The organism is Sphingobium sp. B2D3C, from assembly GCF_025961835.1.
Taxonomy (GTDB): domain Bacteria; phylum Pseudomonadota; class Alphaproteobacteria; order Sphingomonadales; family Sphingomonadaceae; genus Sphingobium.
This window is the reverse complement of the sequence record NZ_JAOQOK010000001.1, coordinates 642,046-654,964: the sequence shown is the minus strand read 5'-3', so window position 1 is coordinate 654,964 and position 12,919 is coordinate 642,046. Positions and strand designations below refer to the sequence as shown.

Below are 12,919 nucleotides of genomic sequence, written 5' to 3'. Positions count from 1 at the left end.
CACAGGTCCGCGCAGGCAGATGGCGTTCGCTCATTCGATGTTCCTGCGCACGATGACGCGTATCCACGCCGCTCACTCTTCCTCGAGAGACGACCACGCTGCGCGAATGGCTCGCGCGACGCAGGGGAGGAAGACTGATGAACCCACGAACTGACAGATGGACGGCGCGTGCCCTGGTGAGTTGTACGGCGCTCGCCTTTGCCTTCGACGCGCCAAGCCCGGCAAAGGCCCAGTCCACCGAGGCGGACGCGCAGGAGACGCAGGCGATCGTCATCACCGGATCGCGGATCGTGCGCCGCGATTATACCTCAGCGACGCCGCTGACCACCGTGACAAGCGACACGTTGCAGTCTTCCTCGGATCTCAGCATCGATCAGGGCCTGAAGGAAATGCCGCAGTTCACCGGCGGCGTCGGCGCGACCGGTCGCGGCGGCGCCGGCCTGACCGGCCTGGCCGGATCTGACGTGCAGGCCACACCGACCAACAGCCCCGGTATCGCGACGCTCGACCTGCGCGGCATCGGCGCCAATCGAACGCTGGTCCTCCTGGATGGACGGCGCACTCAGCCGGCCAATGCGACACTGGTGGTCGATATCAACACCATTCCCAAAGCAGCGCTCGACAGCGTGGAGGTCATCACCGGCGGCGCGGGCGCAACCTATGGCGCGGATGCCGTTGCCGGCGTCGTCAATTTCAAGCTCAAGCGCGACTATTCCGGCGTCACGATCGATACCAGCATGGGAATCAGCGAACGTGGCGATGGCCGGCAGTTCGAGATATCCGCGCTTGTTGGTGGCAACTTCGCCGATGGACGCGGCAACGCCATGCTGGGCGTGACCTATCAGGACCGCGACATCATCTATCAGGCGGATCGCCCCTTCTATCAGGCTGGTTATACCGATCCCGCCAGCAGCGGCGGAGCGGTCTTCTTCGGCAGCAGCTTCGGCGTTACGCCGCGCACCAATACGACCGGCGTGCCGGGCGTGGTGGCCGGCTTCGACTTCGGTGCACCAGCCGGCAACCCGTCCCAGGCGGCCGTCAATCAGGTGTTTGCGCGCTACGGCTTCGCGCCGGGGGAAGTCGCGATTGCCGGGCCGGGGCTGTCGACCAGCTTCTTCTTCAATAAGGCGGCAAATCCGCTCGATGCCACGATTTTCTCGGGCGTCGTCGGCCGCGTGACAGGTGCGCCCGCACCCAATTACAACGGCACCGACCCCAATGTGAAAATTCTGGAGAACGGCAATGCCTCCTTCGTCAGCAAGGAAGGCTATCTCCAGTTGCCGCTGCGGCGAATCTCCTTCTTTGGCAGCGCGCATTACGACATCACGGATGGCATTACGGCCTATGTTCAGGCCAAGTTCGACCAGAACAACGTCCAGACCCAGTCCACCTATGCGACGGCGTTCAGTCAACTGAATGCCGGTATCACGTTCGACGCCGCGACATGTGGCGCGGCGGTGGGCCACCCCGTTCCGCAGGACCTCTGCGACATCCTGCGCAGCCGCGCTCGCCCGAATGCGCCATGGTCGCTCAATCAATCGATGACGTTCATGGGCCCCTCGCGCACCGAAACGAACACCTATAATTATGAGGTGATCGGCGGCTTCCGCGGCAATGTGGGCATTGGTGACTGGACGTTCGACGTCTTCGGCGGTCACGGCAGGAGTTCGCAAGTTACGCGCTATGAGAACTTCATCGATCTGGACGCTTATCAAACCTTGATCGGCCTTCCGAACTACGGCGCCGGAACAACCTTCCTGCACCCCAGTCTCGGCATGTCCGCAAGCTGCACGAGCGGTCTCAACCCGTTCACCACCGCCCCGGTCTCGCAGGACTGCCAAGATCTGATCCAAGCAAACATCAAGGCTGAGACGGTCGTTGGGCAGACCCAGGCGGAAGTGAATTTCCAGGGTGGACTGTTCGACCTGCCAGCCGGTGAAGTGCGCTTTGCGGCCGGCGCCTCCTATCGCGAAAACAACTTCTTCTATGAGCCCAGCGGTCCGCTCAACGCGCAGACGATCAACAGCGGCGTCATCAGCCTGCCCGGCGTCTCGCGAACGGAAGGCAAGATCTTCGTCAAGGATTTCTACGGCGAGGTCCTCATTCCGCTTCTGTCCGATCTGCCCTTCGTTCAGGCACTGAACCTCAATGCGGGCTATCGTCACTCGAGCTACAACACGGCAGGCTCGGTCGGCACATGGAAAGTCATTGGCGACTGGGACGTGAATGACTGGCTGAAGTTCCGCGGCGGTTATCAGGTGGCCAATCGCGCACCGAACATCGCGGAAATCTTCCAGCCGGGCATCTACACCGTGGTCAACTGGCCCGGTGGCGATCCGTGCGCGACCCACGCCAACAATTCCGCCTATCCCGGCTATGGCAATCGCGCCGACAATCCGGATCGCGCGCAGGTTCTGGCACTCTGCTCCGCGATCTCAGGCGGCTTTCCGATCGGTCCGGATTTCGTGGGCAATCAGCCGCAGCTGTTCCCGCTCGGGCGAGATGTCACATTGGGCAACCCAAATCTCAAGTCCGAGGAAGCCCGCACCTTCACGGCCGGCATGGTCATCCGCTCGCCATGGCGGGATTCCCCATGGCTCAGTCGCCTGACCCTCTCGGTCGACTATTATAATATCAAGATCGCAGGCGCCGTCTCGACCCTGTCGACCGATTATGTCTACCGCCAGTGCTTCAACTTCGATGGGACGAGCAATCCCACTTACGATCCCGGCAACGAGTTCTGCACCCGGATCATCCGTGAGCCGCAAAGTGGCTTCTGGTCGGCGACACGCGCCTTCTTCGAAAATCTGGGTAAAATCCACACCGCAGGCATCGACGCCAATCTCAACTGGACCGTCCCGGCGCCCGGGCTGTTCGGGGATGAGGGATCGTTCACCACCAATATCGCGTTCAACTATCTCGACAAGTTCGACGTCCAGAGCTTGCCGGGCGGGCCGACGGCCGACTATCGCGATACCATCGGCAGCAACCAGTATAGTGCGCAGTTCAAATGGAAGCTGTCGACCAACGTCGCCTATAATTTCGGCCCGGGTGCGATCAGCCTGACATGGCGTCATCTGCCCAAGGTTCGCTACTTCACCTACGCGACCAGCACGACCGCGACCGAACTCCCAATCCCCGCCTATGACATCTTCGATCTCTCGGGGCGGATCGCAGCGACATCCACTGTGGAGTTACGCTTCGGCGTGGACAATCTGTTCGACAAGCAGCCCCCGCGCCTCGGCGTGCGGGCGGGCACGCTCGCGCAGGGAGGCTCTTCACAATCCGGTGTCACGGACCCGAGTACCTACGATGTGCTTGGCCGGCGCTTCTTCCTCGGCGCGCGGTTGCGCTTTTGACAAGGGCGTGGCGGGCGCATTGGGCGTCCGCCACCTGCGCCGCCCCTGAACGGTTGCAGACAAGACAGGTCGCGGGCGGTTGCACATTGCTCACGCGCAAACTAATTTTGCCGATCGCAGCGGTTTTTGCGATCTTTTGGGCGATCGCGCCCTGCTGACAAGGTAACGAAGGAACAGCATCGCATGAAAAGCGCTCCCAAGACGGCAGGCAGCGAAGCTGAAATCTTCGGCAAGGTCCTGCCACCGAAATCCGGCTATCCCTCCCCGGACATGGCGCTGACCATCACCATCGTGATGCTGGCCCGCCGCTGGCGCGCGCTGGTCGATGAGAAGCTGCGGGATATCGGCCAAAGCGCATCGCGCATGGAGGCGATGTCCTCCATCGCCTATGCACCGCCCGGCACGACCCAGATCCAGATCGCCAAGCGCGTCGGGATCGAAGGCCCCACGCTGACCCGCACGCTGGACCTGCTGGAAGCCGAAGGGCTTGTGGAACGCCTGCCCGACCCCAGCGACCGGCGCAACAAGCTGATGCGCCTGACGGCCGAGGGCTATCAGACGCTGGCCCATATGCTCGAAATAGCCGCCAGCCTGCGCGCGCATTTGCTTGAGGACGTCTCCGAGGACAAGGTGCGGGAAGGCTATGACTTCTTCTCGATGCTGCTCCAACGCATCGAATCCGGGCTCGATCTGCCCGCCGACCAGATCGGCAAGCTGCCGGGATTCGCAAATGACGGACTGCCACCCGCCACCCGCTGACGATTTATGGGCTCGGATGGTCCGCGCCGGATAAGCGGGCCAACGGACAATGCAATCGACCGATTGCGCTGATTCAGGCTTCCGTCCCGGGGACGCGGTTTCAACTGATCATCATGGGAGATGGTGGAAGGGGCTGGATTCGAACCAGCGTACGCTCACGCGGGCAGATTTACAGTCTGCTGCCTTTAACCACTCGGCCACCCTTCCAGAGGCGCCTGACCCGGACGGCGGGGCCGTCAAACGGATTGGAGGCGGCTCAATGGCGAATGGGGCCTTGCCTGTCAATGCCATGGTGTGGAAAAGCGCACGCATGAAACGGGGACACAGAACAGGAAAGCCGAAAGGCGGGTATCCGAGGCTCTATGGGCGCCACGCCATCACGGCCGCGCTCGCCAATCCGGAGCGGGTGATTCGCAAAATCTGGGGCACGCGCGAGGCATTGGCCGCGCTCGATCTGCCGCCGGTGGTGCCGATCGTCTATTCGGACGTGGCGGATCTGGGCCGCATGGTGCCGGGCGACGCGCCGCATCAAGGCCTTGTGGCCGAGGTGGAAGCGCTGGAGGACATCTGGCTCGGCGATCTGCTGGAACAGGGCGTGCCGGATGAACAGGCACGCCGACCGATCCTGGTGCTCGATCAGGTGACCGATCCGCACAATGTCGGCGCAATCCTGCGCTCGGCCGCCGCCTTCAATGCGCTCGGCATTGTGACGCAGGACCGCCATGCACCGCCCGAATCGGGTGTGATCGCGCGCGCGGCAGCCGGCGCGCTGGAAATTGTGCCCTGGGTGCGGGTGGTGAACCTCGCCCGCGCGCTCGATGAAATCGCCGAGGCCGGCTATTGGCGCATCGCGCTCGATGGCGACGCACGCGATACGATCGCCGGTGCGCTGGACAATACCACTCGCGTCGCGCTCGTGCTGGGTGCGGAGGGTGAAGGCCTGCGCCTGAACAGCGTCAATCATTGCGACATGGTCGCTCGCCTGCCGATCAGCCCGCGCATGGAGAGCCTCAACGTTTCCAACGCCGCGGCAATCGCGCTATACGCCTGCATGACGCGCTAGGCGCAAGCCTGGCGCCGCGCCTCGCGGGGGATGAGCGATTGACGAACCGGGCGATGATGACGCGCTGGCTGCTGGTGCTGGTCGCCCCCCTGCTGCTTTCGAGCTGCCTGCTCGTGCCGACGCGATTCGCGGCGACGCTCGATATCAGGGCCGACCGCAACTTCACCTTCGCTTATGTGGGTGAGGTGCAGCTTCTCAAGAGCAGCCCGTCCGACATGACCGACGGACTGCTGGATGAAGACAGCGCAGCGGAGGACGACGCCACGGACGATGCGCAGATGTTCAAGATCGCCAGCCAGCCGCAAAGCAAGAGCGGCACTGCGGACGACGCCGATGCCGACGATGAGGCGCAGCTCCGGCGTCTCGCCGAGGCGCTGAGCAAGGAATATGGCTACCGCTCCGTGCGCTACATCGGCGACCGCAAGCTCGCCATCGATTACCGGATCAGCGGCCGGCTCGACCATGGCTTCGTTTTCCCGTTCAACCCGGACGGCGAAGTCGTCCTTCCCTTCATCGCCATCGAACTGCGCGGCAAGGATCGCGTGCGCGTGAAGGCTCCCGGCTTTGCCAATGATAGCGATGCCGCCGCCCTGCCGATGGGCACGGCGAGCGGTCGTGAGAGCCCTGGCGGGCTGCTGGACGGCACGTTCACGCTGATCACATCGGCAGAGATCGTGAGCCAGAATCAGGAAGAAGGCGCCGAAACCATGACGGATGGACAAAGACGGATCGTCTGGAAGGTCACCCCAGCCACCAGGGATGCACCGATGGCCGTGCTGCGCGTGGCGCCGCTGCCATGAGGGGACGCGCAGGCCTTGGGCTGCTGATCGCTAGCGCCGCTCTAAGCGGTAGCGCAGGCCGCGCGGCGGAAAGCGAATCGCTTGGCATCTGGACCAATCCGCAACGCAGCGTGCAGGTGCGCGCACATCGCTGTGGCACGGCGATGTGCGGGACGGTGATTCAAGCCAGCGAAAAAGCCCGCGCAGACGCGCGCAAGGGCGGGATGGACAATCTGATCGGCGCGCGCCTGTTCAGCGGCTTCGTGCCCGAGAAGGAGAATGTCTGGCGGGGCAAGGTGTTCGTACCGGATATCGGCAAGACCTTTTCCGGCACCATCACCTTGGTCAACGAGCGGACGCTGAGCGCGCAAGGCTGCCTGATCGGCCGCATCGGCTGCCGATCACAGGTCTGGACCCGAGTGGACAACTAGACCCGGCGGGCGCCCGCTGGCGCGCACCGGGCCAAAGCGCTCAGTCTTCCGGCGCGATCGTGACGACCATGCCCTCAAGCTCCGGGCTGACCGGGATCTGGCAGGAGAGACGGCTGGAGGCATTGCGATGCTCGGAGCTATCGAGCAGATCGTCCTCGTCGCCTTTGAGCGGCGGGAGCTTGTCCGCATAAGCCTCGTCAACATAGACATGGCAGGTTGCGCAGGAACAGCAGCCGCCACAGATGGCCAGCAGTTCGTCGATTCCGTTGTCGCGGATCACTTCCATGACCGTGTGGCCATTCTGGGCCTCGATCTCGTGGCGCGCGCCGTCCCGTGTCACAACCGTCAATTGCGGCATTTTTATCTCCAAACCATGGTTTGGCTCGCTATGAGGGGCTGCTGGACAGAAATCAACCCGGCGACGCGCGCCGCTCTTTATCCTGGGACGAACCATGCTCGATGATGCCGCATTGCGGACTTCGCTGGATGCGCTGGCGGCAGATCAGCCAGCGATCGCTGCGTTGATCGAGCGGCTCGGTTACCCCCCATCCCGCCAGCGCGAGCCGGGTTACGAAACGCTGCTGCGCACCATCGTCGGCCAGCAGGTGAGCGTCGCCGCGGCAGCCTCCGTATGGAGCAAGCTGGAAGCGGCGCTTGGTGCCGGCTGCGCGCCCGATGCCCTGCTGGCGCAGGATTTCGAGACGCTCCGCGCCTGCGGCCTCTCCCGCCAGAAACAGGGCTATGCCCGCAGCCTCGCGGAAATGGTGGTGAGCGGCGGGCTGGACCTGCACGCCCTGCCGCAGGATGATGAGGAGGCCATCGCCGCGCTCGTGCGGATCAAGGGCATCGGCCGCTGGTCTGCGGAAATCTATCTGCTGTTCGCGGAAGGCCGCAGGGACATCTGGCCGGCGGGCGATCTCGCCGTGCAGATCGCGGTGGGGCAGATCATGGGCCTCGATGCGCGCCCAGCCGAACGCGAAACCCGCGCGCTGGCCGAAGCCTGGCGCCCGCACCGCAGCGCCATGGCGCTGATGGCCTGGCACCATTATAACACCCCGGTCTTCTGATGCGCCGCGCCCCCCGCCCCCTTCCCGTCAGAGCAGCGCGTCGATCGCCTTGGCGAGGGCAATATCGCGCGCGCTCAGGCCCCCGGCATCATGGGTGGTCAGGCGAATATCCACGCGATTGTAGACGTTCGACCATTCCGGGTGATGATCGGCGCGTTCGGCCAGCAGGGCGACCTTGCTCATGAAACCGAAAGCGGCGACGAAATCATCGAACCGCAGGCTGCGCGAAATGCCGCTGGCATCATCCGACAGGCGCCAGGCCGGAACGGTGCTGAGCGCTTGCGCACGCTCCTCGTCGGAGAGACGGGCGATCCTTGGCATGGCGGTCTCCTTTTCGCGCGCCCCCTTCTCGGCCACGCGCGCATGGACCGTCAAGCCATGAGCGGCGCGGCGCTCCGGCTGGAGGATGTCGCCTGCCTGCGCGGGGGACGGCTGCTGTTCGCCGGCGTCAATCTCAGCCTGACGGCGGGCGGCAGCGCCCAGATCGCCGGCCCGAACGGCATCGGCAAATCGAGCCTGCTACGCATCATTGCCGGGCTGCTGCGGCCCTTTGCGGGCACCGTGACCTGCGAAGGCGCGGTGGCGCTGACCGACGAGCTCGATGCGCTGGACCGGGACCGCACGGTGCACGATGCCCTCGCCTTCTGGGCCAAAGTGGATGAGGCGCCGTCCGCGCGCATCGACGCCGCGCTCGATGACCTGGCCATTGCACATCTGCGCGATATTCCGGTGCGGATGCTCTCCACCGGCCAGCGCAAGCGCGCCGCGCTGGCTCGCACGCTGATTACCGCGGCGCCGATCTGGCTGCTGGATGAGCCCGCCAATGGCCTCGACGTCGCCTCGGCCGCGCAGCTTGGCCAGCTGGTGGATCGGCACCGTGCGCAGGGCGGCATTGTGCTCGCGGCCTCGCATATGCCCCTCGCCTGGACGCAGGATGCGGTGATCAACCTTCATGCGCCGGCCCCGGATGCGGGCGAGGAGCGCGACGCATGATCGGCCCGATCATCCTGCGCGACCTTGGCCGGGCGTGGCGGAGCGGTGGCATCTGGCTGCCGCTGGCCTTTCTGCTGCTGATTGCGGCGCTGTTTCCTTTCGCGGTCGGCCCCAATGCCACGCTGCTCAGCCAGACCGGCGGAGGACTGCTGTGGGTCGCCGCGCTGCTGGCCAGCCTGCTGCCGATCGACCGGCTGATCGAGCCGGACCGCGACAGCGGCGTGATCGACCAGCTCGTGCTGCGCGGCGTGGGGGAAGGCACGATCCTGTTTGCCAAGGGTGTCGCGCATTGGCTGAGCTTCGGCCCGCCGCTTCTGATCGCGGCGCTGCCGGCCGGGGCCCTGCTCAAGCTGGAGCCGGAGATGCTGCGGCTGGTGATGGTCGGTCTGGCGCTCGGCACGCCCGGCCTTGCCGCGCTGGCTCTGCTGGTGGCGGCACTCACCGCGGGCCTGCGGGGCAGCGGCGCGCTCACCGGCCTGCTGGTGCTGCCGCTGGCGGTGCCGATCCTGATCTTCGGGGCCGGCGCCCTGCAATTTGGCGGAGACAGCGCGCTCAAGCTGGTGGCGGCCTGCTCGCTGTTACTGTGTGTGGTGGCGCCGGTGGCCGGCGGCGCGGCGCTAAGGGCGGGACGGGATTAGGTAGGGCGGGATTGAGGGGCGTCGCATACCAGGCCTTCCCTCTTCCCCGTTCGTGTCGAGCGAAGTCGAGACACCAAGCTCAGCGCTAGACGTGTCTCGACTTCGCTCGACACGAACGGAAAGGTAGGCGGGTATACATGTAGTATACGTAGGCGCTTGCGGTGCGCTCACGCGGCGGACGCCCTCCCCCCGAAAGCCCCTCAGTCCCGCGTCCAGCGCGCCCAGATCGCCGTTGGAAGCAACAACCCCCGCGCCTCCTCCCGCACAGCCAGTTCGCCGCATTCGATCCGCCCTGGCAGATCGCCCAGATGCGCGCGGAGCAGTTCGCCGATCGCCAGGGCGGACATGCGCACTGCATAGACCGTGAGGAACAGGAAGCGGCTCTCGCCATCCAGCAAGCGGCGGCACCCGGCGATCAGGCCGGGCAGGTCTTCCTCGAGGCGCCAGATTTCGCCATCCGGTCCCCGGCCATATTTGGGCGGATCGAGCAGGATGCCATGATAGCGCCGCTCGCGCCGCACCTCGCGTGCCACGAATTTGGCGGCATCGTCGATGATCCAGCGGACGGGATTGCTCTCCATGCCGGAGAGTGCCGCATTGGCGCGTGCCTGCGCGACCGATTTTTTCGAGGCATCGACATGCACGCACTGCGCCCCGGTCGCGGAGAGGGCCAGCGTGCCCACGCCTGTGTAACCGAACAGATTGAGGAAATGGGGCGCTTCAACGCCGTGCAGTCGCTCGCGCGCCCATTGCCAGACCGGCGCCATGTCCGGGAAGAAGCCGAGATGGCGGAAGGGCGTGCAGTTCGCCTGAAAGCGCGCCTCCTCCCAGCGCAGCGGCCAGCCATCGCGCGGCACGGGTTTATCAAAATGCCAGCGCCCGCCGCCATCCTCGTCCGATGCCGGAATGAAGCTGCCATGCGCATCCCAGTCGGCCTGCGCCGGCTGCCACATCGCCTGCGGCTCCGGGCGGATGAAGCGATAGGGGCCGTAGCGCTCCAGCTTGCGGCCGGCGCCGCTATCGATGAGACCATAATCGCCCCAGGGCTCGCCGACCATTGTGGCGAGTGGGAGGGTGGGTGGCGGGGTTATAGACATCTAGCCCCTCCCCTTCAGAGGAGGGGTTTGGGGGTGGAGGCGATGCAGAGCATCGCTCGCGCAGCGATCTGGAGCCAGCGTAGCCGGCACCACCCCAACCCCTCCTCTGAAGAGGAGGGGCTTCAGAAAGGACGCTCTACCCACGGCGCGGCGTGGCGCGTTCCGCGATATATTCGGTCACCGCCTCGAACGTGCCGGGCAGCGTCACGTAGCGCTCCTCGCGCCCGAACAGATCGCCCACCCGTGAGGGGAGCGAGGGACGCACGCCAGTAGCACGCTCCACGGCATCGCGGAACTTGGCGGGATGCGCCGTGGCCAGCGTCACCACCGGCACGGTCGGATCGAGTGGCACGGCATGGGCCGCCGCGAGGCCGACCGCGCTGTGCGGATCGATGACCTGAGAGGCCGCATCATAAGCCCAGCGCATAGCCCGCGACATGTCGTCGCCATCGACGCGCGCGGACGAGAAGAGCTGGGACGCCCCATCGCGCTGCGCGTTCGTCAGGCGCATGGCCTTGGTCGCCTCGAAGCCCTTCATCTGCTCCGCCAGCGCCAGACCGTCGCGCCCGCCGAGATCGAACAGCAGCCGCTCGAAATTGGAGGAGACCTGAATGTCCATGCTGGGCGTGGCCGTCGGCACGACGCCTTCCTGGCTATAGTCGCCCTGCGAGAGCGCCCGGTGCAGAATGTCGTTCACATTGGTGGCGACGATCAGCCGCTCGATGGGCAGTCCCATGCGCGCTGCGACATAGCCGGCAAACACGTCCCCGAAATTGCCGGTCGGCACCGAGAAGGCGACCTGCCGATGCGGCGCGCCGAGGCGCACGCCGACATAGATATAATAGACCACCTGCGCCACGAGTCGCGCCCAGTTGATGCTGTTCACCGCCGACAGATCGAAGCGGCCGGCGAACTTGGCATCGTTGAACATGCGCTTCACCAGTGCCTGAGCATCGTCGAAACTGCCCTCGATAGCGATGTTGTGGACGTTCGGCGCCAGCACCGTCGTCATCTGCCGGCGCTGCACATCCGACACGCGATCGGCCGGATGGAGCATGAAGATGTCGATCTTCGCGCGGCCCGCAACAGCATCGATCGCCGCCGAACCTGTGTCTCCCGATGTGGCGCCGACGATGGTCAGATGCGTGTCGCGCCGACTGAGGAACTTCTCGAACAGCAGGCCCAGCATCTGCAGCGCGACGTCCTTGAACGCCAGCGTCGGCCCGTGGAACAGCTCAAGCAGCCAGTGCTGATGATCGAGCTGCACCAGCGGTGTCACCGCGGCGTGAGAGAAGCGGCCATAAGCCTGCGTGCACAGTTCGCGAAGTTCGTCTTCGCTCAGACAATCGCCCACGAAGGGGCGAATGACGCGAACGGCGGTCTCGACATAAGAGAGGCCGCGCATGGCGTCCAGCTCGTCGGCGGAAAAGGTCGGCCAATGCTCAGGCAGATACAGTCCGCCATCGCTCGCCAGCCCTGCCAGCGTTGCGCCTTCGAAATCCAGCGCAGCCGCGCGTCCCCTGGTGCTCACATATTGCATGACCGGCCCTTAGCCTTGTGGCTGCCGTAGCGCAACGGAGTGGATCAACCCTCGCGCGCTTCGCCCCGCCAGCGCTTGCGCAGGGCGAGCGCATAGATCACCAGCGCGATGGTGGCGAACAGGAACCACTGCACCGCGTAGGAGCGGTGATTATTGGGCACCGAAGAGGGATCGGGCGGCGCGGAGGCGAGCAGGCCGGGCGCCGGCTCCTCCGCGACGATCATCAGCCGCAAGGGCGATGCCTTGCCCTGCACACGGGCCAGCAGTGAGGAATTGTCCGGCTCATGGGTGGCTGTGCCAGTCACCGGGCCGCCCTGCCAGTCAGTCTTGCCATCCGGTCGCACGCTCACGCCCATGTCCACCACAAGTCCCGGCCCTTCGGCACCGGTCGCGCAATATGCGATGTGCCGCCATCCGGTCTCGCCGCTGCGCGCCCGACCACCGATCACCTGCCAGTCGACCACGCGCAGGCACTGGGCCGCGAGACGGCGGAACATGTAGCTTTGATCGGTTGGGTTCTGCCGGGGATAGGCCGTGAGCGGCAGATGCAGATTCGCGCGCCAGGCATCCAGCGCGGCTTCCTTCTGATGCGCCCGGCCGATCTGCCAGATGCCCAGCGCGATCATCACGGCGACGGCGAGGCCGACCAGCACGGTTGGCACCAGCGGCACGCGGCGGCTCATGGCGCGCCCTCGCCCGGCTGACGCGGATCGGCAATGCGTCCCTCGCGCGCCTTGTTGCGATATTCGATGATCAGCAGCGCTGCCTTGGACAGGCGCAGACAGCCGATGACCAGCGCGGTGGTGAGCGGCACCCAGAGCAGGATATGCACCCAGAATGGCGGATCGGCGGCCAGCTGGACCATCAACGCCAACGCCGTGACCAGCCCGCCGACAATCAGGATGAGGAAGGCCGCCGGGCCATCGCCAACATTGAACGCGGCCAGATCCAGCCCGCAGGCGCGGCAGCGGGGCGCGAATCGCACCCAGCCATCGAACAGCGGCCCGACGCCGCAGCGCGGGCAGCGGGCCTTGACGCTCGCCTGGACCAGATAAGCCGGTGTGACAGCGGCAACCTTTGGCGCCACTGCGGGCTTAGTCTCGCTCATCCATCCTGTCCTTCGCAAATGCCGCGTGCCGGAAACCAAGCGACGCGCGGAAGGGCTTTCCGCGCGTCGCCTTTGCTATCGATAG

Annotated in this window: 14 protein-coding genes and 1 tRNA gene; 8 read left to right on the top strand and 7 right to left on the bottom strand. The window is 65.4% G+C overall.

The features are described from left to right. The first annotated feature begins 137 nt into the window (after positions 1-137). On the top strand, positions 138-3,359 hold the full coding sequence (locus tag M2339_RS03050; RefSeq protein WP_264587547.1) for a TonB-dependent receptor plug domain-containing protein: 3,222 nt from the start codon (positions 138-140) through the stop codon (positions 3,357-3,359). Between the two features lie 183 nt (positions 3,360-3,542). Beyond that, a complete protein-coding gene (locus M2339_RS03045) occupies positions 3,543-4,118 on the top strand; it encodes a MarR family winged helix-turn-helix transcriptional regulator (RefSeq protein WP_264578482.1) in 576 nt (191 codons plus the stop codon). A gap of 121 nt (positions 4,119-4,239) precedes the next feature. Here the strand turns inward: M2339_RS03045 and M2339_RS03040 are convergent. Continuing rightward, a tRNA-Tyr gene (locus M2339_RS03040) sits at positions 4,240-4,325 on the bottom strand. A 103-nt stretch (positions 4,326-4,428) separates the two neighbouring features. Here M2339_RS03040 and rlmB point away from each other — a divergent pair. Genes rlmB through M2339_RS03025 form a run of 3 tightly spaced genes read left to right on the top strand, consistent with a single transcriptional unit; the run spans position 4,429 to position 6,391 of the window. Further along, positions 4,429-5,181: a 23S rRNA (guanosine(2251)-2'-O)-methyltransferase RlmB gene (rlmB, locus tag M2339_RS03035; RefSeq protein ID WP_264587548.1), complete on the top strand. Its 753-nt coding sequence runs from the start codon at positions 4,429-4,431 to the stop codon at positions 5,179-5,181. A 53-nt stretch (positions 5,182-5,234) separates the two neighbouring features. After that, on the top strand, positions 5,235-5,981 hold the full coding sequence (locus tag M2339_RS03030; RefSeq protein WP_264588373.1) for a hypothetical protein: 747 nt from the start codon (positions 5,235-5,237) through the stop codon (positions 5,979-5,981). After that, positions 5,978-6,391: a DUF2147 domain-containing protein gene (locus M2339_RS03025; protein ID WP_264587549.1), complete on the top strand. Its 414-nt coding sequence runs from the start codon at positions 5,978-5,980 to the stop codon at positions 6,389-6,391. The genes M2339_RS03030 and M2339_RS03025 overlap by 4 nt, the downstream gene beginning before the upstream one ends. 40 nt (positions 6,392-6,431) lie before the next feature. Here the strand turns inward: M2339_RS03025 and M2339_RS03020 are convergent, their stop codons facing one another. Then, positions 6,432-6,749: a 2Fe-2S iron-sulfur cluster-binding protein gene (locus tag M2339_RS03020; protein WP_264570850.1), complete on the bottom strand. Its 318-nt coding sequence runs from the start codon at positions 6,747-6,749 to the stop codon at positions 6,432-6,434. Positions 6,750-6,843: 94 nt separating this feature from the next. Between M2339_RS03020 and M2339_RS03015 the strand changes: the two genes are divergently transcribed. Beyond that, positions 6,844-7,458, top strand: a complete 615-nt coding sequence (locus M2339_RS03015) for a DNA-3-methyladenine glycosylase family protein (RefSeq protein ID WP_181560178.1) — start codon at positions 6,844-6,846, stop codon at positions 7,456-7,458. A 27-nt stretch (positions 7,459-7,485) separates the two neighbouring features. Here M2339_RS03015 and M2339_RS03010 read toward each other — a convergent pair whose 3' ends face one another. Next, positions 7,486-7,779: a 4a-hydroxytetrahydrobiopterin dehydratase gene (locus M2339_RS03010; protein ID WP_264570852.1), complete on the bottom strand. Its 294-nt coding sequence runs from the start codon at positions 7,777-7,779 to the stop codon at positions 7,486-7,488. A gap of 57 nt (positions 7,780-7,836) precedes the next feature. Between M2339_RS03010 and ccmA the strand changes: the two genes are divergently transcribed. Then, a complete protein-coding gene (gene ccmA / locus M2339_RS03005) occupies positions 7,837-8,451 on the top strand; it encodes a heme ABC exporter ATP-binding protein CcmA (protein ID WP_264588374.1) in 615 nt (204 codons plus the stop codon). Then, positions 8,448-9,089: a heme exporter protein CcmB gene (locus tag M2339_RS03000; RefSeq protein ID WP_264575383.1), complete on the top strand. Its 642-nt coding sequence runs from the start codon at positions 8,448-8,450 to the stop codon at positions 9,087-9,089. Before ccmA ends, M2339_RS03000 begins: the two co-directional genes overlap by 4 nt. A 200-nt stretch (positions 9,090-9,289) precedes the next feature. Here the strand turns inward: M2339_RS03000 and M2339_RS02995 are convergent, their stop codons facing one another. The 4 genes from M2339_RS02995 to M2339_RS02980 all read right to left on the bottom strand — a co-directional run bounded on the left by M2339_RS02995 (position 9,290) and on the right by M2339_RS02980 (position 12,834). Next, positions 9,290-10,186, bottom strand: coding sequence for a class I SAM-dependent methyltransferase (locus tag M2339_RS02995; RefSeq protein ID WP_264587550.1), 897 nt, complete (start codon positions 10,184-10,186; stop codon positions 9,290-9,292). Between the two features lie 136 nt (positions 10,187-10,322). Then, positions 10,323-11,726, bottom strand: a complete 1,404-nt coding sequence (gene thrC / locus M2339_RS02990) for a threonine synthase (protein WP_264606146.1) — start codon at positions 11,724-11,726, stop codon at positions 10,323-10,325. Between the two features lie 44 nt (positions 11,727-11,770). Next, positions 11,771-12,409, bottom strand: a complete 639-nt coding sequence (locus M2339_RS02985) for an SURF1 family protein (protein WP_264587552.1) — start codon at positions 12,407-12,409, stop codon at positions 11,771-11,773. Then, positions 12,406-12,834: a DUF983 domain-containing protein gene (locus M2339_RS02980; RefSeq protein ID WP_264587553.1), complete on the bottom strand. Its 429-nt coding sequence runs from the start codon at positions 12,832-12,834 to the stop codon at positions 12,406-12,408. Before M2339_RS02980 ends, M2339_RS02985 begins: the two co-directional genes overlap by 4 nt. Positions 12,835-12,919 lie beyond the last annotated feature (85 nt).